Annotated in this window: 11 protein-coding genes, 1 tRNA gene and 1 pseudogene; 5 read left to right on the forward strand and 8 right to left on the reverse strand. The window is 54.8% G+C overall.

What is annotated here, in order from left to right; genetic code table 11:
• Positions 1 to 1423: 1423 nt before the first annotated feature.
• The 3 genes from K5Q35_RS09965 to K5Q35_RS09975 form a co-directional block, all read right to left on the reverse strand.
• Positions 1424 to 2083, reverse strand: a complete 660-nt coding sequence (locus K5Q35_RS09965; RefSeq protein WP_259650520.1) for an ATP-grasp domain-containing protein — start codon at positions 2081 to 2083, stop codon at positions 1424 to 1426.
• Between the two features lie 366 nt (positions 2084 to 2449).
• Complete coding sequence (locus K5Q35_RS09970) at positions 2450 to 4057, reverse strand: tetratricopeptide repeat protein (protein WP_220799461.1); 1608 nt, start codon at positions 4055 to 4057, stop codon at positions 2450 to 2452.
• 830 nt (positions 4058 to 4887) lie between these two features.
• On the reverse strand, positions 4888 to 5790 hold the full coding sequence (locus K5Q35_RS09975; protein ID WP_220799462.1) for a spondin domain-containing protein: 903 nt from the start codon (positions 5788 to 5790) through the stop codon (positions 4888 to 4890).
• A 396-nt stretch (positions 5791 to 6186) separates the two neighbouring features.
• On the opposite strand from K5Q35_RS09975, the pseudogene K5Q35_RS09980 reads away from it, so the two are divergent.
• Positions 6187 to 7280, forward strand: a pseudogene (locus K5Q35_RS09980) (IS3 family transposase).
• Positions 7281 to 7390: 110 nt separating this feature from the next.
• Here K5Q35_RS09980 and K5Q35_RS09985 read toward each other — a convergent pair.
• The 4 genes from K5Q35_RS09985 to K5Q35_RS10000 form a co-directional block, all read right to left on the reverse strand.
• Positions 7391 to 7465 (reverse strand) — tRNA-Gly (locus K5Q35_RS09985).
• 105 nt (positions 7466 to 7570) lie between these two features.
• Positions 7571 to 8404: a B12-binding domain-containing protein gene (locus K5Q35_RS09990; protein WP_220799463.1), complete on the reverse strand. Its 834-nt coding sequence runs from the start codon at positions 8402 to 8404 to the stop codon at positions 7571 to 7573.
• Positions 8405 to 8573: 169 nt separating this feature from the next.
• Positions 8574 to 12014, reverse strand: a complete 3441-nt coding sequence (locus tag K5Q35_RS09995) for a pyruvate carboxylase (protein ID WP_220799464.1) — start codon at positions 12012 to 12014, stop codon at positions 8574 to 8576.
• Between the two features lie 145 nt (positions 12015 to 12159).
• Positions 12160 to 13317, reverse strand: a complete 1158-nt coding sequence (locus K5Q35_RS10000) for an alpha-hydroxy acid oxidase (protein WP_220799465.1) — start codon at positions 13315 to 13317, stop codon at positions 12160 to 12162.
• A gap of 106 nt (positions 13318 to 13423) precedes the next feature.
• On the opposite strand from K5Q35_RS10000, the gene K5Q35_RS10005 reads away from it, so the two are divergent.
• Together K5Q35_RS10005 and K5Q35_RS10010 are read left to right on the forward strand one after the other, a co-directional pair.
• Positions 13424 to 15817: an ATP-dependent helicase gene (locus K5Q35_RS10005; protein WP_220799466.1), complete on the forward strand. Its 2394-nt coding sequence runs from the start codon at positions 13424 to 13426 to the stop codon at positions 15815 to 15817.
• A 137-nt stretch (positions 15818 to 15954) separates the two neighbouring features.
• Positions 15955 to 16656, forward strand: coding sequence for a DUF1868 domain-containing protein (locus K5Q35_RS10010; protein ID WP_220799467.1), 702 nt, complete (start codon positions 15955 to 15957; stop codon positions 16654 to 16656).
• Between the two features lie 292 nt (positions 16657 to 16948).
• On the opposite strand, the gene K5Q35_RS10015 is transcribed toward K5Q35_RS10010, so the two are convergent.
• The gene (locus K5Q35_RS10015) at positions 16949 to 17188 is read right to left on the reverse strand and encodes a DUF1127 domain-containing protein (protein WP_220799468.1); all 240 of its coding nucleotides are present in this window, start codon (positions 17186 to 17188) and stop codon (positions 16949 to 16951) included.
• A 218-nt stretch (positions 17189 to 17406) separates the two neighbouring features.
• On the opposite strand from K5Q35_RS10015, the gene K5Q35_RS10020 reads away from it, so the two are divergent.
• The gene (locus K5Q35_RS10020; protein WP_013962471.1) at positions 17407 to 18480 is read left to right on the forward strand and encodes an Mrp/NBP35 family ATP-binding protein; all 1074 of its coding nucleotides are present in this window, start codon (positions 17407 to 17409) and stop codon (positions 18478 to 18480) included.
• A 649-nt stretch (positions 18481 to 19129) separates the two neighbouring features.
• The gene (gene mraZ / locus K5Q35_RS10025) at positions 19130 to 19663 is read left to right on the forward strand and encodes a division/cell wall cluster transcriptional repressor MraZ (protein WP_220799469.1); all 534 of its coding nucleotides are present in this window, start codon (positions 19130 to 19132) and stop codon (positions 19661 to 19663) included.
• The last annotated feature ends 1 nt before the right edge of the window (position 19664 follow it).

Consider the following 19664-nt stretch of genomic DNA (forward strand, 5'->3'; position numbering starts at 1 on the left):
ATCCCGATTATCTGTTCTTCACTGAAACGGCTTCTCTTCATCGTCTGTCTCCTTAGTTGGAGAACAGGCTAACTCAAAACACCGGACTTTTCAGGGGAGCAGGTCACCTTGCGCGAGTACTGTGACTTTGATCCAAGCACATGCTGTCCCGATTTTAACGGCGATTTGTGCGTGGTGTGCGAAGATGTCAGCAAACTTCGCGACATGATCGCTGGCCAAAGCAACTCGGTCCAGATCACCTGGGTCGAAAAATTCTGCCGTCCCTATGAGAGGATTGTGGAGGAGCGCACACCTAATCACCTGATCTAGGACAACACTGTACGGCTTACTTCAACAAGGTTGGGGTCAAAGCGTTCAAGGGAAAGAAAAAATAGTTTTTCGCGGAAAAGCTGTAGGCGTTCACACATGAGTTCTGTGAAGCATTCAGTTTAGCCCACAGCCACCCCCGGTGCGCAGCAAATTCAACGACAACTCCCAGCCTGAAGCGGACCTTGGAAATAGAAGCCCTATGACGGGTCAGCGGACTTTGTTGCCATTGGCTATTGAGGCTTAGTCACAGAACATAAGCAAATTTATCCATCCTGATACAACATCGTAATTACGCCCTGCTCCCACTCAAAATAAACCCACACACCATGGTCTGCTCTTATTTGTACGCGGTCTTCTGAGTTAAGTGCTGCGCCCGTTATCGAGTTGATCGCACCCCTGTCTAATCTGGGATTAGAAAGACCATTCTTAATTCCCTCAATAAAGTGAGCCATATCGAATCGACTTCCAGTAGCTTGAAAATCAACTGTAAAATCGATCAACCCAGCATACTTACATTTCGTCGCGACTGCGTTTGCGGGAAGGCTTCTAGCAACCGGACACGAGTTTGGAAAATTGCTGTATCTCCAGTCTTCGCTAACCAACCAAGCAAGAATACCGATCAGAGCGAACTCAAAGATAACGGCAACAGTTTTCGTTATGCCCCATGACTTTATTCGCATGTGAATTTACTAGAGGTAAGCTGCTGTTTCCACAAGTCGGCGCGATAACCCGTTTTTGGAAAGGTAACTATGGGCTGATTGTGTTGAAAAACTCGAAAATCTGACGGCTGCATTTTCCTGCTAGAATCCACTGCGGTAGCCAAATTGAACCCGAGCGCCCGGTGGAGCCTCTGAGGGCCTCGTACATCGCCGACGCGGGTCATAGGCCGATCCCCAACGAATATTCAGAGAGGCCTTCTATGGGTAATTTTTTTAACCCAATCTCGTAAGAATTGGAGTTTTTCAACAGTATGGGCTCGCAGCCGACATCTGACAGTTTCGGTTGGGTGACGGGTGCCAGCTCCCAAGCGGACCTTGGATTTGTACGTCCATTGACCGGTCAGCGGGACAAAATAACCTTCTGTGACCCTCACAGGGATGGCCGCTTTCGGATTTTACACAACACGGAATTCATCGATTTCTGATGCGAGCTTCATAAGGTCAGCCGCGTAGAAGCCAGCTGCGTTGATGCAATTTGTCTCTATCATTTTTAAACCGTCTTCGGTCCGGCATATGTCGATGACGAAGGCAGGTGAATAATCGGAGTTCAAATCCACCAACTGCTGAGCAAATTCCAGAGCGTCGCCGTCTATTTCATGGCGGTAAACGACACGTGAGCCTTCCTTATATAAGGAATAAGTCACAATTTTTCCGCCAACTGCCCACAGCCGCCATTCCTTGAGAATGCGCACAGGTTTTGTGAGCATTAACTCGGTGTCATGGCGAGGCGATCCATTGGGAATGTCAGCCTCGCAAAGGGACAGCGCTTTTTGCGCCAGCTGTATGATTTCTTTTGCCGACTTCACACTACCTGGCACTTCTTTGCTTTCGTCAACAGGGCGGAAGAACCAATCCTTCACGTCATCAGCCAAGCGTTCAGGAATGTCTCTCAAGGTTATGAACAGGGCATCCGACCCATTGAGCATGAAAGGGTGCCATACTGTTTCATGAACAAATGGGCGTAGCTTGAATATGCCGGGTTTGAGATTTTTCTCATTGGCGTACCGCCACAAGGTATATGATCCAAACATAATAACTTCGTCTGGATCGCCCACAAGCGGCTCGGGGAATAACTCACCTACGAACGGAACGAGCTAGTGCCACGTATAGGACATTTCGAGCCGGTCGAGCGCTTCAGCTAACTTGTGGGTATCCTCAAATTCTTGCAGCGACCATTGCATCAGTTTTGAACCCTTCCAGTGTCAAGTTAGTCCTCAGGCTAAGGACCATCTTTTGGCCAAAGCCTCAATAACAGACATTCGTGCATAGTGCAGCATCGGTCAAAGTGGGCTCGCAGCTCCAAAGCGGAAACGCCTAGTTCAATGGCGCATCAAGCTGAGGTGCCCGTCAGATCAAGTCTGAAGTTTTATAATTAAATCTGCGCTTATTGTGAAAACCATCTCGCTTTTTCACACTGTAAATCAATGCCGACATACTTGGCTCAGCCCAAGAGCACATGCTTTTTCCATTAGCTTATATGCTGCTGCTTGGTCGACAGGTCCGCCTTTCCCTTCGAACATCATGAGGCCCAAATTTCCGCATGCAGGTGCCTCGCCTTTGTCGCAGGCCTTTGCAGAGAGCGCTCTCGCACGTTCAAAATCTTGCGGGACGCCTTGCCCGTTCATGGTCAGTTGCCCCAACGAAGCGCAGCCCGGCGAAGAGTTCAGATCACATGCGTCATGGAATAGTGCTGCTGCCTGTTCAAAGTCCTGATCAACTCCCGTGCCAAATTGGTATATCAGCCCAAGGTTTATGCAGGCGTCTTTCTGGCCCCACTCACATGCAAGCCAGTATAGTTCGACGGCCTTTAAAGCATCTTGCCTTACATGGGTTCCATCAGCATAGTTGGCAGCCAACATGAAACAGGCATCGGCATGCTCATAATCGCAGGACAGGCTATAATACTCCATGGCAAGATCGGGATTCAATTGAACACCCCTACCGTGTTCAATTCTCATACCGAGATTGTAGCATCCCAATCCAGACCCCAGGTCACATCCCTTTTGGGTGTACGCAATCGCTGCCGCCTCGTTCTGTGCTAGACCTTCTCCATGCGTGTTCCTAACACCTAGCATACTGCATGCATGGCCTGAATCTCCGTCACAGGCGATAGTGTAATACTGCGCTGCCAACTCATGGTCTGCTGGGAAAAACTCTTCCGTAACGTATAGTTCCCCGAGGTTCGCGCACCCAAGAGGATCTCCACCAACACAGCCTTCGACGAGAAATTCAAGCGCTTCTTGCGCAGCTTGCGCGGAGTTATCCTGTGTGAGTAACATCAGACCGTACCCGCTACATCCCTCCACGGCACCAAGTTTGCATGCTTTTAAAAATAATGACGCTGCCAGAGGGTTCACGACATCATCGTCTTCGATTCTGTTGTAAAGACCGCCGAGATTCACACAGGCCAGCCCCATATTCTGCGCGCAATGCTCTTCATAAATTGATGCTGCATGCTGCAGATCAAGCGGCACACCGATCCCATTTTCAAAGAGTAAACCACGGTTCATGCATCCGTCGAAGTATCCATCCTCACAAGCCAGAAGAATGAGGCGTGCCGCCTCATTTTCGTTTGGCTCGACGCCTTTGCCGTGAAGATGAAGGGCACCTAGTTGCCCGCAACCCATCGGGACACCAGCATCGCAAGCTTTTTTGTAGAGATCTGCGGCCCGTTCATGGTTTCTTTCAACAACTCGTCCTGATTGAAAAAGCGTCCCAAGATATGCACAGGCCAGCGCATCATCGTTACCACATGCCTCTGACCAAGCGGAAAAAACAGTCGTGGCTTCGGTATTGTCTGTATCCAGAAAGCGAAGTGCACATTGGACGGGTTGCGAAGTGATTTGACATCTATTGATTATATCGATCGCCAGGTTGTTCGGATCATCCTGAACCTCGGTGGTATTGGATAGAACTGGGTCAGAAAGAAAACCGACCAGCGCCAAACCCAGAGCGGCGGGTGTAATAGTCTGGGTCGGGAAACACCAGCGTGTCAAGCAGGCAAATCGGTCAAACTTCTCGAAAAACACGGTGCAAAAATCCTCTAAGGATCGGGTCAAAATCAACTTTGGAAGTAATTTTCTGAGCATACGATCAAATCGAGACGCGTAAAAGAAAATATCTTAATGCTGTCGCTGAAAGTGCCTGAAAATCGGGCCTGTCGCGCGCACATAGCAGGTCGACTTCTGACTGTTTACTTCGCGCTAAACCCAAAGAAACTCCAAGCCGTCATAGAAGCTGCAAAGAAACTGCTCAGTGTCCTTAAAGGTCACGCGAACTCAAAACCCCGACTTCCTTTTTGGCCTCGACTTGTGAGCTAGTTTGAGACTGAAATGCGGGCATGTGGTAAACATGCGCGATGCGCCTTCGTCGGAGCGATGCCGTTTAATTTCGAGCGCTCACTATGGGTCTTTCGTCAAACTTTGCAAAGTGCGCTTTTGCGCAGTCCTGCCTTTCGCGCGAGACGCAGCATCTTGTAAAATTGGGCTCGTTGCCGTCATCGGAGCTGGTGCAGCCTGTGGGGTCCTACGCTGATTTTCTCAATTGAAGACGGCCCGAAGCCGACATTCGCTCGGTGAGAATTGTTGCCCTAAGCTTCCGCAAACCCGCCATTTACTGCCCGCGGGAAAAAGTACCAGTTTCAGTTGCTATGCGAGTAAGTTTTCCTCCATTAGCAATGTGCGCCTGATCTGACAGAAGGTATTTCGCGGCTCTCAGTAGGCGTTCAAGATTGACATCTATGTCGCCATCATCGGTGATGCGACCGAAAGGGCCTTGTTCCAGTCGCCACAACTCTCACTTAATTGAGAACGCCGCGCCAAAGTTAGTCGGCGCGGCGTGGTTTCGTAGATATCCAGAATTACGACAGTTTTCTCTTCCGGCGAGCTACAAATGCCATGCCGCCGAGGGCTGCAACCAGCAAGGGCGCTGCGGCAGGCAACGGAACCGGAGTAGGTGTCACTTCAATACGAAAGCTGCCCAGTACATTGTTGCCCGATGCGCCGGAGGGCACAAATTCGATCAAGCCTCCGGGCGTTTCTGTGCCGATCAAGTTCGCAAGATTCAAACCCGCCGTCGAAGCGACATTGCGCACAACACCATTTTCGTCCGGGCCAACATTGGATTGGCCAGGACCCTGCGCGCTACCGAACACAAATGGCGCGTTCTCCAATACACCAGAACTGTTGGCGACGCTGTTGAGCTCAGTTCCTGCATCGTAGACCGAACTATATAGAACGTCGAATTCCAACACTCCGTTCGTGCCGAGGAATTCACCGGATGCATTTAGAAGCTGAATGCTCAACGGATCGTCATTGCCGATAAAAAAGTCATTTGATGGCAGGATCATGGAAAGAAAGCTGAAGTAAACCGGACCACCGGCCAGCGTGCTGGCATCGAGGTTGAGGGTGGACGTTTCGCCCGGTTCGAACAAAGGCGGTTGTCCTGCTCCGTTAAAGCTACCGCTGGCTCCATCAGTGCCAAGAATTGCACCAGCTACAGCACCAGCGGCCTCCGCGTTCGAAATTGCGCCGCCAACCGCGCCATCTTCCGCCACCGATTCCAGTGCAGCATTTGCCGTTGAGCCTGCGGTAAAAGTGTCGAAATTACCATTATGCAACGCGGTGAAAATCGGAGTGAAGAAAATGTCTCCACCGCTTGCATTATTGGTGAACGAAACATCGATCGAAGTGGCGGAAGCGCCCGTTGCAAACAACGTCGCGGTAGCAGACACCGCAAGCGCTTTCCGAAAATTTACAGTCATAGGTGAAGTTTTCCTGTGCTAAGGTTTACGCGATCCCGACATTGCATTGAGATCTGCGCGAATTACAGCACACTTGCCACATCAACTCAGAATGAAGCTTCTGTTACTTTACGTGAGTAGATGTACTCTGACTTTAAGCACATGAAAAATATAATAAAATGGACGTATTAGACTGATGGGGGCAGCCAAATTCGCAGCAACAAACAAATCGCGGATCAATGCAGATCACGGCGATGGGTTCTTCTTGTGACACCGGCTTACAAAAAAGGTGAGGAGCCATTGGTCAAGGGCGAATGGTTTTAAAAATCGAATTGATCCCCCCCTTTTGAACGGGTCCATCGTTATGTTTAGGAAACACAGGATCACAAATGGCAAACAAGCGAGCCAAGCCCAAAGATAAGGCAGGTTGACGTTCTGATGGGGCAAGGCATGCCGCGTCTGGATGCGATAAGACAAATAGGCGTCGTTGAGCAAACCTATTATCGCTGGCGCAAGCAATATGGCTAAATGGGCACAGAACAACTGAAGGAGTTCAAGCATCTTCAGAAAGAGAATGAGAACCTGAAACTGGCGGTTTCGGATCTGACGCTCGATAAACTCATTCTGACGGAAGCAGCGAGGGGAAACTTCTGAGCCCCGCCGGCCGCCGTGCCTGCATCAAGCATGTGCGCAGCCAGTACAGAGCATCGGAGCGCAGAGCCTGCCGGGTACTGGGGCAACACCAGTCTACACAGAGGCGAGTTCCGAAAGGACGCCCGGACGAGGACAAGCGGGTTGCCGACATGATCGAGCTGGCCCGGCAATATGGTCGCTACGGCTATCGCAGGATCGCTGCTTTGCTCAGAGATGCCGGATGGTCAGTCAGCGACGGACGGGTCGAACGCCTGTGGCGACGGGAGGGGCTGAAAGTGCCACTGAAGCAACCAAAGAAAGGGCGGCTCTGGCTGAACGATGGTTCTTGTGTCCGATTGCGACCGGAGCATCGCAACCACGTATGGTCCTATGACTTCGTGCATTACCGTACCGATGAGGGAAAGGTATTCCGGACACTCAACATTATCGATGAACACAGCCGCGAATGCCTGGCGATCAAGATGAAGCGCAAGTCGAACTCGATCGACGTGATCGACGTGATCGACGCACTGACGGATCTGTTCATTCTTCGTGGAGCGCCCAGTTACATTCGTTCAGACAATGGCCCTGAGTTCGTTGCTCCGACCGTTCAGGATTGGATTGCCGCTGTCGGTGCCAAGACTGCCTACATCAAGCCAGGATCACTTTGGGAGAACGGGTATTGTGAAAGCTTTAATGGTCGCTTCAGGGATGAACTCCTCAACGGCGAAATTTTCTACTCGCTCAGAGAAGCACCAATCATCATTGAAGAATGGACGAAACACTACAACACAAAGAGACCGCACAGTGCATTGGGCTACCGCCCACCCGCGCCAGAAGCCATCGTTCCGATGGACCAAAGGCCAATCATGCACTAACTTTCAAATTGCACCACTCAAGTGGGGCCGGTCAAACGTTCGCATGAATTAAGAAATTGACCAGCCTTACAGGTGTTTTAAGCTAAACAACTGTAAGGCTTTGGTAATTTTGGAGCGGGCGAGGCGATTCGAACGCCCGACCCTAACCTTGGCAAGGTTATGCTCTACCCCTGAGCTACGCCCGCATCCTTGGGTGAGGTTGAGATACATACAGGAGCCATATGCTGCAAGAGGTAAATCGACGATAAGTATATTTTTTTGGCCCCTACGGAAGACGTCTTCGTTCAGGATCAGGATGGTTGTGCGCACGACTCCGACCAAAGGTCTTGCAGAATACGCTTGGCGTCTTCGATATCATCGGCAGCACCGTCAAGGTCCATGACGGTAACGAGGTCGGGGCAAGCTTGCACAATCTGTCCGCTGAGGAAAATCCGCATATCAGGTCGGGCCAGTCGTACAGCGACAATCAACCGTGCCAATGCACCGGCAGAATGTGCGCCACCTGCAGACAGGCCCAGAATGTGATAGGGGCTTTGAGTGATCTGTTGAACAAGCGCTTCATGGGACAGGCCGGTCATGACGTCGATATTCCAGCCTTCGGTGCCAAAAAGGTCCGCCGCCATCTGAACGCCAAGAACATGCGTTTCATTCGGGGTAGTTGCGAAGATTGCTGATTTTACCTCAACAAGGCGATCGGGCACAAACAGATAGCCAAGGTCGCGCATGATTGCGTAGATCCGACTGCTGCCAATCGTGACCTCAAGAAAAGTGACGTGATCATCATCCCACCACTCGCCCAGAACTCCGGCGGCTTCGGCGAGATAGTTCAGATAGACTGCTTCGAGGGTCGCGCCTTCTTCCTGCACATCATGAATGAACGCGGCACCTTCATTCATGTCGTCTGAAATCAGCGCATAGCACAGTTTTTCAACTTTTTCCCGCGTTGGCAGGTTAACTCTGTCGCCGTTTACTTTTCTGAGCGCAGTAACGCGGTTCAATACTTCTGAAACGATATCACCGACATCAGCCTCGGGAAGACGCGCCTTGAGCTGCAAAACATCCGTCTGAACCTGGCGATACAGATTCTCATCTCTCGCCGCGCGCGGGGAATTCTGATCCGACATTTAGTCCCCCCCAAGGCCGTAGTTCAATGCATCCTTCGACAATCATCGTGTGCCTTGGCCATAGCGTACAGACTACCGATGAGCTGTGTCAACAAAAGTTGACATCATAGAAGCGGTTTTTCGCGTGAAAGGCGAATAAACCGTGCGTCTCGCCGGTGTCTTTTGGGGGTTACTCAAATTCGATAAGCAGATCCTTGGCGTCAATTTGCCCGCCGGGGCTGACATGTACGGTTTTGACCGTGGCCGCCTTTTCGGCGTGGATGCCCGTTTCCATTTTCATGGCTTCGATTGTGAGCAACAGATCACCTGCCTTGACCTTGCCCCCTTCCTTGGCTGCAACCGACGCTACAACCCCCGGCATCGGCGCACCAATGTGTTTGGCGTTTCCAGTCTCGGCTTTGGGTCGTTTTTGCGTTGTCGCCGCCACGAGGCGGTTGGGCACCCGGATCACGCGGGGTTGGCCGTTGAGTTCAAAGAATACCCGAACCTCACCGTCTTCGCCGGTGTCGCCGACCGTCTGCAGACGTATTTCAAGCGTCTTGCCGGGGTCGATTTCAGCGCTGATTTCTTCGCCCGGTTCCATGCCGTAAAAGAACGTCTTGGTCGGCAGCGCCCGTACCGGCCCATAGGTCCGGTGACGGCCCATGTAATCGAGGAACACCTTGGGATACATCAGATATCCCGACAGGTCCTCATCATCAACGAGCTTGCCTTCCATCAGATTGGAGGCCTCTGCGCGCAGGGCTTCCAGATCAGCGGGGGGCAGGTGTTTGCCGGGGCGGTCAAGGACGGGCTGCTCGTCCTTGAGCACCTTTTTGACAATGGCTTCCGGAAAACCGCCGGGCGGTTGGCCGAGGTTGCCGCGCATCATATCCACAACACTGTCCGGGAAGGAAACATCCGTGTCCGGGTTTTCCACGTCTGCGCGGCTTAGCCCTTGCGATACCATCATCAGGGCCATGTCGCCCACTACCTTGGAGGATGGCGTCACCTTAACGATATCGCCAAACATCTGGTTCACCTCGGCATAGGTCTGTGCGACCTCATGCCAGCGGTCGGCAAGCCCCAGACTGGCCGCCTGCGCCTTGAGGTTCGTGAACTGACCACCGGGCATTTCATGTAGATAAACCTCGGAGGAGGGGGCCTGCATACCTGTTTCAAAGGCGGCGTAGTGATTGCGCACCTCTTCCCAATAATCAGAGATTTCGCGAATCGCAGACATATCCAGCCCGGTGTCGCGATCGGTGTGTTTCAGCGCCGAAACGACAGACCCCAGCGTCGCTTGTGAGGTGTTGCCCGACAGCGCATCCATTGCGCAGTCCACGGCATCTACGCCAGCCTCGGACGCGGCAAGGATCGTGGCACAGGCAACCCCGGCGGTATCATGCGTATGAAAGTGAATGGGCAGGCCGACTTCGGATTTCAGGGTGCGGACCAACTGGCGCGCGGCGGCGGGTTTGAGCAGGCCCGCCATATCCTTGAGGCCGAGAACATGGGCCCCCGCGTCGCGCAGTTCCTTGCCCATGTCCACATAGTATTTCAGGTTATACTTTGCCCGATCCGGGTCATTGATGTCGCCAGTGTAGCAGATGGACCCTTCGCAAACCTTGCCGTTCTCAATCACGGCATCCATCGCAACGCGCATGTTCTCAACCCAGTTGAGACTGTCGAAAACGCGGAAAACGTCCACCCCTGTGCTGGCGGCAACGCGCACGAATTCTTGCACAACATTATCGGGATAGTTGGTATATCCCACCCCGTTTGAGGCGCGCAGCAGCATCTGGGTCATCAGGTTTGGCATCGCGGCACGCAGATCGCGCAGGCGCTGCCATGGACATTCCTGCAAGAACCGATAGGCCACATCGAACGTCGCGCCCCCCCAGCATTCAACCGAAAAGAGTTGCGGCAGATTGGCCGAATAGCTCGGCGCCACCTTGATCATATCAATGGACCGCATCCGCGTGGCCAGCAGAGACTGGTGCCCGTCGCGCATGGTGGTGTCGGTGATCAAGAGCTGGCGTTGCTGTTTCATCCAGTCCGCAACCCCTTGCGGACCTTTTTGTTCAAGCAGGTTGCGCGTGCCCATCATAGGCTCTGCGCGTTCCTTTGGGGCGCGTGGGTCTTTGACATGGGCTGGCGGGCGCGGATGCGCTTTGGTCTCGGGATGGCCGTTTACCGTGATGTCCGCGATATAGGTCAGCACTTTGGTGCCGCGGTCACGCCGTTTGGAGAACTGGAAAAGCTCAGGCGTCTCGTCAATGAATTTGGTGTGGTATTCATTGTTCAAAAACGTAGGGTGTTTGAGCAGGTTCTCGACAAAGGCGATATTGGTGGACACGCCCCGAATACGGAATTCGCGCAGGGCGCGGTCCATCCGGGCGATGGCCGCGTCCGGTGTTTGCGCCTTGGCGGTGACCTTGACCAGCAGGCTGTCGTAATAGCGCGTGATCACGCCGCCGGAATAGGCGGTGCCGCCATCAAGGCGGATGCCCATGCCCGTTGCCTCGCGAAAGGCAGTGATGCGGCCATAGTCAGGGATGAAGTTATTCTGCGGGTCCTCGGTGGTGATCCGGGTTTGCAGCGCATGGCCGGTCAGTTGGACATCAGATTGCGTCGGCTTGCCCGTCGCCTCGGCAATGGTTTTGCCCTCTGCGATCAGGATCTGAGCCTGCACGATGTCGATGCCTGTCACCTCTTCGGTGACGGTATGTTCAACCTGTACGCGCGGGTTCACCTCGATGAAGTAAAATTTGCCGTCATCCATATCCATCAGGAATTCGACCGTGCCCGCGCACTCGTAATTCACATGTTTGCAAATATCATAGCCCAGTTTGCAAACTTCAGCACGCTGCGCCTCAGTCAGGTATGGCGCAGGCGCGCGCTCAACGACCTTTTGGTTGCGTCGCTGGACCGAGCAATCCCGTTCAAACAGGTGATACATGTCGCCATGTTTGTCGCCCAGAATTTGAACCTCCACGTGGCGCGCCCTGAGGATCATTTTTTCCAGATAGCCCTCACCATTGCCAAAGGCAGCCTCCGCCTCGCGCCGCCCCTCAAGGACCTTTTCTTCCAGCTCGTCCTCTTGCTGGATTGGACGCATGCCGCGCCCCCCGCCGCCCCATGACGCCTTGAGCATCAGCGGATAGCCAACCTGTTTCGCCTCGGCCTTGATCGCCTTCATGTCATCGCCCAGCACTTCGGTGGCGGGGATCACGGGCACGCCTGCTTCAACAGCCACCCGACGGGCAGAGGCCTTGTCCCCAAGCGCACGCATGGTTTCGGCCCGCGGTCCAATAAAGACGATGCCGTTTTGATCGCAGGCATCCACAAAATCGGGGTTTTCCGACAACAGCCCATATCCGGGGTGGATGGCATCCGCGCCCGCTTCCTTGGCGACACGAATGATCTCATCAATGCTGAGATAGGCGGCAACCGGCCCCATGCCTTCGCCGATCCGATAGGCTTCGTCCGCTTTGAAACGATGCAGGCCCAGTTTGTCCTCTTCGGCAAAAACGGCGACGGTTTTCTTGCCCATCTCGTTTGCGGCGCGCATGATGCGGATCGCGATTTCGCCCCGGTTGGCAATGAGGATTTTTTTGAATTCAGGCATGTGACTCTCTTGATTTCAGCGGTGTCGTTACCCTGTCTAGGCGGGTTTGGGTGTATCGTAAACGCGTACTAACGGATGGTTTTCGCGCTGCCGCAGTGCAGCATTTCGCTGACGTAAAGTAAAGCACCAAGAGACCCTCGTCCCTTCAAGCCACAGGTCCGGAGGCGCTCAGATCAAACGGCGACGGCAATTTGCTGATCGTTCGCGCGCCGAGCTGTCCCATATTGGCCTCAATATCCTTGGTCAGAATCTCAATCAGATGATCGACGCCGATCGGTCCAAGGGCGGCCAACGCATAGTGGAACGCCCTTCCCAGCATGACGAAATCTGCACCGCATGCATAGGCGCGCAGAATATCAAGGCCCCCCTCAATGCCGCTGTCAAAAATTAGCGGCAGGTCCGTCGCGGCGCGGATCTCACGCAATGCGTCAATGCTGGCAGGGGCTGCATCAAATTGGCGGCCCGCATGATTTGAGACCCAGATCGCATCAACGCCGCGTGATTTAAGGGGCTGTGCATCCCTGGCGCGCAGCACGCCTTTGAGTACAAAAGCCCCCTCCCAGGCGTCGCGTAACCAACTGACATACTCCCAGTCGGGGGAGGTGCGCAAAAGATATCCGGCGTGTTGTGTGGAAGACAGCGCACTTTCGGTTTTCGGGGTGTATTTCTCAAGCCCGCGCATACGGGGCATGCCGCGTTGTGCCATCCCCCAGGCCCATGCCGGTGTCGTCGCCACCTGTGCCAGCAGGCGCGGTGTCAGGCGGGGGGGCTGTGTCAGGCCAGACCGGGTCTGCCGCTCGCGGCGCGAGGCGACGGGCACATCTACTGTCAGCACCAAGGTGCTGAAACCAGCAGCGCGCGCGCGCTTCAGCATGTCGGTACGAATGGCTTGGTCGCGCGGCGGGTACATCTGAAACCACGCATCCGGACCCAGATGCGGCGCGACGTCTTCGGGGGACTGGCTGGCAACGGTGGACAGCGAATAGGGGATCTGCGCGCGGGCAGCGGCGCGGGCCAGATGCCCTTCGGCATCGGGCCACATCAGCCCGGACATGCCTACCGGGGCGATCCCGAAGGGCAGGGGGCGTTCGACACCAAGGAATTGCGTGCCGAGATCCGGGGTGAATTCGCCATGCAGGATCGAGGGATGCAGGCCGATCCGGTCGAGCGCGCTGCGGTTTCGGCGCTGCGTTGCCTCGGTGCCTGTCGCCGAATCAAGATACTCCCACACGAATTTCGGCATGCGGGTGCGGGCGCGGGTCCGCAGATCAGCAATCGCGGGATAGCGGTTGTGCAGGCTCATGCGCCTATTTGCCTGCCAGATCAGAGGATTGTCCAGAGCGGAAAAGCTGCAGAACAGAGTGTGAACTTCTCTTTATCTCCGGACAACCGCGCGCTAGGGTGCGTTTATGAGCAATTTTGATGACATGGACGCTTTTGAGGGCGCTTCGCTCTCCGCGCAGGCGATGGCCGCGCGCCCGCAGCCCTATCTTGACGGGCTGAACCCCGCGCAACGAGAAGCCGTGGAGCAATTGGACGGACCGGTCCTGATGCTTGCGGGCGCAGGGACGGGCAAGACGCGGGCGCTGACTGCGCGGATCGTGCATCTGCTCAACACAGGGCGCGCACGCCCGAACGAAGTTCTGGCGGTGACCTTCACCAATAAAGCAGCGCGCGAGATGAAAAACCGCGTTGGTGCAATGTTGGGCCAACCGGTCGAAGGCATGCCATGGCTTGGCACCTTTCATGCGATTTGTGTCAAACTGCTGCGCCGCCATGCGGAACTGGTTGGATTGAAGTCGAACTTTACCATCCTTGATACGGACGATCAGTTGCGTCTGCTCAAGCAGTTGGTGTCTGCCGAAGGTGTCGATGACAAACGCTGGCCTGCCCGGCAGCTGGCCAGCATCATAGATGGCTGGAAAAACAGCGCTTTTACCCCTGAAAAGGTGCCGACGGCGGATGCGGGAGCTTATAACCACAAAGGCGTCAAGCTTTACGCACAGTATCAGCGACGCCTGATCGAGCTGAACGCGGTCGATTTCGGCGACCTGCTGCTGCATATGGTGACGATATTTCAGACGCATGACGACGTGCTGAAACAGTATCAGCGCTGGTTCGCCTATATCCTCGTGGATGAGTATCAGGATACGAACGTCGCGCAGTATCTGTGGCTGCGGCTCTTGGCGGCGGGGCATAAGAATATCTGCTGTGTTGGCGATGATGATCAGTCGATCTACGGCTGGCGCGGGGCCGAGGTGGGCAACATCTTGCGGTTCGAAAAAGACTTCCCCGGCGCCCATGTGGTCCGTTTGGAGCAAAATTACCGCTCCACCCCGCATATTCTGGCGGCCGCATCCGGCGTGATAGAAGGCAACGAAGGCCGCCTTGGCAAGACGCTTTTTACCGACGTGACCGAGGGCGAAAAAGTGCGCCTGATCGGGCATTGGGATGGCGAGGAAGAGGCCCGCTGGATCGGGGATGAGATCGAAGCCGCCCAACGGGGCACCCGCGGGCTTGAGAAATTCAGTCTCGATGCGATGGCGATCCTTGTGCGTGCGAGCCACCAGATGCGTGCCTTCGAAGATCGCTTCCTGACCATCGGTCTGCCCTACCGCGTAATCGGTGGCCCGCGCTTTTATGAGCGGATGGAGATCCGCGATGCGATGGCCTATTTCCGCGTCGTCGTCAGCCCGGACAATGATCTGGCGTTTGAGCGGATCGTGAACACGCCCAAACGCGGCCTTGGCGACAAGGCGCAACAGACCATTCAGGTGACAGCGCGCGCAAATGGCGTCTCCCTCTTTGAAGGCGCGCGACTGGCTGTTGCCCAAGGGTTGATCAAAGGCAAGGGCGGCACAGAACTGCGCAAACTGGTTGAGGGGATCGATCGGTGGATCGCGATGCTGCATCAGCGCAAACATGTGGACGGGGATGCGGTCATTGACGACGGGGGCGAGGGCGCGCTTGCGTTCTCTCACATTGAGCTTGCTGAGGTTATCCTCGACGAAAGCGGGTATACGACCCATTGGCAAAACGAAAAAACACCCGAAGCGCCGGGGCGTCTGGAAAACCTCAAGGAACTGGTCAAAGCACTGGAAAACTTCGAAAACCTGCAGGGGTTTCTGGAACATGTCAGCCTGATCATGGACAACGAAAGCGATGATGGCGGCGCTAAAGTGTCGATCATGACGTTGCACGCGGCCAAGGGGTTGGAATTCCCAATGGTATTTCTGCCGGGATGGGAAGACGGGCTTTTCCCCTCGCAACGCTCTATGGATGAAAGCGGGCTTAAGGGCCTCGAAGAGGAGCGCAGGCTGGCCTATGTGGGGATCACACGCGCTGAAGAGGTCTGCACCATATCCTTCGTGTCGAACCGTCGCGTTTTCGGGCAGTGGCAAAACGCTATGCCGTCCCGTTTTATCGACGAGTTGCCGCAAGCGCATGTGGAAGTGCTGACGCCGCCGGGACTTTATGGGGGCGGATACGGGGCAGCCGCGCCGCGCAGCACCTTGCATGATCAGGCGGCGGAGGCGAATGTATATAACTCCCCCGGTTGGCGACGATTGCAGGCGCGCAGTCAGGAGCGTTCTGTTGCTCAGCCACGCGAAACAAAAAACACGGTCATCGACGCATCGGCACTGTCCAGTTTTGTAATCGGAGAGCGCGTTTTTCACCAAAAGTTCGGTTACGGTACCATAGCCGGGATCGAAGGGGATAAGCTGGAGATCGGGTTTGAAAAGGCGGGCACCAAAAAGGTCGTTGCCAAATTTATCACCGCAGCAGATGACATCCCATTTTGACGAAATCGTATCCGTAGATATGCGTTATGGTAGCACCTGGGTGATTGCCGTGAGCCACGAAGAGTTTGCCCGATGATAATCGAAACCCATTATCGTCGGGCTTGAAACGGTACTGCCTATGGGAGCACAAGTACATTATGACGAACCCCCATATTCTCAAAGTAGCCAAACGCAACAACCCTAACGGGCCGGCGCGGCTTGGCCAGCGTTATAGTCATACCGCTTTTCTACCCGAAGCTGGCAATACGGTCATCTGCCATCTCGATACAGACCACCCGGGCCATCGCGCGATACTGCATGCGCGATCAAGAATTCAAGCGCTGCCCGGTGCCAAACGGTTTCTGTTCACGCCAGCTTCCAGCTTGCATATGACCGTGTTTGAAGGTGCCATCGAAACCCGCCGCACCGCAGATGCATGGCCGTCTGGCCTCGATCGGCAGGCGGACATGGACGATGTGACGGCGCATGTGATTGAACGGCTTTCCAACTTTGCGCCACCGCCTGCATTTTCTGTGCGTGTCGGGAAGGTTGTACCCACAGGGCTCGCTCTGAAGGGGGCGACAGTGCGGGACGAAAAGATACTGCGTGCATGGCGTGACGCATTGACCAAACCCTTTGGGCACAGGCACAAAACGCACGACACATATGAATTTCATATGACGTTTGGCTATTGCATTGACTGGCTGAGCGACGACGAAGTGCCGATTTGGGAGAGCGCTTTGAAATCCATCCACGCAGACCTTGTCAAAGAAGCGCCCGTGGTGCCCCTTAAAACCCCCGCCTTCAGCAGGTTTGCGGATATGACGCGGTTTGAAGAACTGTTGGTTTTGCGCGCCTGATCTTGCCCAAACGCGACTACCGTACGGCGTCAACCCCGAGAGGGGATGTTGTCTCTTTTGTGCTTGAAAAGGGACGGTGGCGCCCGGGAGGAGGATAGGCGCCACCGCCTTGTAACAGACCATCCCAGGGAGGAGGAAGGAATGATCTGATCTGGTTCTTACGAACGACCCTGTCGTCGGTAAGCGCATGGGTAAAACCACATGCATTTGTTTGTGAACGGCGACATCTGGGAGGAGGATAGATGCCGCCGCCAACATGCGGGCGTCTCAGGGAGGAGATAAAGCCCGAACGTCAGTAGGCTCGGTGAGCCATTTGTTTCGTTGCAGCCTGCATCGCTATGTCCTTCAGCGCATAGCGGCTCAAGCCAAGGTCTTCGAGTTCACGATCGCTCAGAGCGCGCAGCTCATTCAGCGAGTTGCGATAAATTCTGTAGCGCGCGTGCGTCACGGCTGTCTGTTCCAACCCGTGAGCAACCCACGCCAGCAACCGCTCAAGCGCGCTCGGTGATTTGATGTCGTTGTAATATGTCATTTGCTCGTACTCTCAACTGGTCATGTCTTGCTACCATACTTAGGATAATGCTGCGCTTGCACAATGGTTACCGTCAACATTTCTGCTATGCAGCAATTGCATGGGGGAAGAGGGTGAATGCTGTGCGTGTCGCCCAACTTTTAGGCAATTGAATGCTGCCGGTGGTACTTCGGTTTTCAGTTGCTATATGGAGTGGCGAATATGAGGGGTAATTAGGCATGTCTATCACGAAAGCTGAAATCGAAGCCGCGCTGGATCGTGTCCTGCTGCCGGATGGGCGCAGCCTGATTGCGCATGATTTGATTCGCGCTTTGGCGATTGATGGCAGCACTGTGCGCTTTGTGATCGAAGCGCCAAGCCCCGAGGTTGCCCGTCAGATGGGCCCCCTGCGCGACGCGGCTGAAAAGACCGTGTCCCAATTGCCCGGCGTGCAATCGGCATCCGTCGCACTGACAGCGCATGGTCCTGCAGAGGCGAAACCCGCAGCGCCGAGCCTAAAAATCGGGGGGCACCCCAAACCGCAAGCCGGTCCGACCAAGCCGAGCGGCGTGCAGCGCATTTTGGCCATTGGTTCAGGCAAGGGCGGCGTCGGGAAATCAACGGTGTCCTCTAACCTTGCTGTTGCTCTGGCCAAGGCGGGGCGCAAGGTTGGATTGCTGGATGCGGATATTTATGGCCCCAGCCAGCCGCGCATGATGGGCGTGAACAAGCGGCCCGCCAGCCCGGACGGCAAGACCATCATCCCACTGCACGCCCATGGTGTGACGCTGATGTCGATCGGCTTCATGATGGAAGAGGGCAAGGCGGTTGTCTGGCGGGGTCCCATGTTGATGGGCGCACTGCAGCAAATGTTGGGGCAGGTAGAGTGGGGCGAGCTTGACGTGTTGCTGGTCGATTTGCCGCCCGGTACGGGTGATGTGCAACTGACGCTATGTACAAAGTCGGAACTGACGGGCGCAATTGTCGTGTCGACCCCTCAGGATGTGGCGCTGATCGACGCGCGCAAAGCACTGGATATGTTCGCGACGCTCAAGACACCTGTGCTCGGGTTGATCGAGAACATGTCGATGTTCGTCTGTCCCGACTGCGGATCGGAACACCAGATTTTCGGGCAGGGCGGTGTAGCCGCCGAGGCGGACAAGCTTGGCGTGCCATTGTTGGGTACGCTACCGATTGACCTCGAAACCCGGCTTGCCGGGGATGGTGGCACACCAATTGCGGTGGGAGAAAGTGCCATGGCACAGGCCTATGGCCGTATCGCGGACGGTCTTATCAAAGGCGGTATGGCTTGACCTACGTGAATTTTCGTCGCGCATGCGCCTCCTTGTGCTGACACGGGAAATTATGGGAACTGGCTGAAATGCTGCTGGTTCTGTGATTTGATTCTGGTCGACTGCTATATTCATCCGTGTAAAGGCTGCGAAATATACTCGTTTTCCCAGATTTCACGCGTATCTCTTAGGATTTCCGGGAATTGAGGGGAAATTTCATGATGCGCTATTTCGGACCACATATGGTGTGTCACCTGCAGGGTGATGCCAATATGTATTAGATCATTGCATTTTTCGGAATTCTTGCTAGTGATTGCTCAGCGTGAATTGGCCACAGTTGTGATAAATTTCAAAAAATTCCCTTGCTTCACCATGAATTCCCATACTATACCTGTCCTCACAAGATGAGAACGGGACCGGGGCACCAAACGACCCCACGCAGATAAAAACTCTAGCAGGTTTCATACAGGCATCTCGCTTTCATCACGACAGAGATCCGGCGCGTGAGCGAGCAGACATCCCCCCAGGTGGCGCGCGCAGCTGGACTTCCCCGCACAGCGGGACGAGGGCGGCGGGTTGATCAGTGGCAGCAGATCAACCCGCCGTTTCCATTTCAAGACAGGGGGATAAGCGTCAATCTTAAAGTGACGCATGAGATTGGGATAAGGCAGTGAGCCGCAGGTTCAGAGGCGAGAGCCATCACAAGGTCGATGCAAAGGGGCGGGTGTCTATTCCAGCCTCTTTTCGCCGTGTGATTGAGGCTTGTGACCCGAACTGGACGTCCGGCGCGGCACCTGAGCTTGTCATCGTCTATGGCGATCATCGCCGCAGTTTTCTGGAATGCTACACCATCGAAGCGATGGATGAGGTGGATGCCAAGATCGCCGATCTTGCGCGCGGAACACCCGAACGCAAGATCATGCAACGGCTTTTTCAGGGGCAGTCTGTGACGATTGCGGTGGACGAAACCGGTCGGCTGGTCTTGCCAGCAAAGCTGCGTCAAAAGATTGGCCTCGACAAGGAAGCGTTTTTCATCGCTGCGGGCGATACGTTCCAGATCTGGAATCCAGACACATATGACACAGAAGAAACCGCCAAGACCGAAGCCCTGCTTGACGATCTGCCGGATGATTTCGACCCACTGATTTTGCTGGACGGTGCGCGTCTTGACGATGTGCGCAGCACTGGTGAGCAGGGGGGGTAAG

It is taken from the genome of Roseobacter sp. OBYS 0001, assembly GCF_019654895.1.
Classification (GTDB): domain Bacteria; phylum Pseudomonadota; class Alphaproteobacteria; order Rhodobacterales; family Rhodobacteraceae; genus Roseobacter; species Roseobacter litoralis.

Excerpts from the sequence above, each read along its gene's own strand:
- K5Q35_RS10000 (WP_220799465.1), bottom strand. The coding sequence starts at position 13,317 with ATGAGCCTGCACAACCGCTATCCCGCGATTGCTGATCTGCGGACCCGC.
- K5Q35_RS09990 (WP_220799463.1), bottom strand. The coding sequence starts at position 8,404 with ATGTCGGATCAGAATTCCCCGCGCGCGGCGAGAGATGAGAATCTGTAT.
- K5Q35_RS09995 (WP_220799464.1), bottom strand. The coding sequence starts at position 12,014 with ATGCCTGAATTCAAAAAAATCCTCATTGCCAACCGGGGCGAAATCGCG.
- K5Q35_RS10015 (WP_220799468.1), bottom strand. The coding sequence starts at position 17,188 with ATGACATATTACAACGACATCAAATCACCGAGCGCGCTTGAGCGGTTG.
- K5Q35_RS09975 (WP_220799462.1), bottom strand. The coding sequence starts at position 5,790 with ATGACTGTAAATTTTCGGAAAGCGCTTGCGGTGTCTGCTACCGCGACG.
- K5Q35_RS10005 (WP_220799466.1), top strand. The coding sequence starts at position 13,424 with ATGAGCAATTTTGATGACATGGACGCTTTTGAGGGCGCTTCGCTCTCC.
- K5Q35_RS10020 (WP_013962471.1), top strand. The coding sequence starts at position 17,407 with ATGTCTATCACGAAAGCTGAAATCGAAGCCGCGCTGGATCGTGTCCTG.
- K5Q35_RS10010 (WP_220799467.1), top strand. The coding sequence starts at position 15,955 with ATGACGAACCCCCATATTCTCAAAGTAGCCAAACGCAACAACCCTAAC.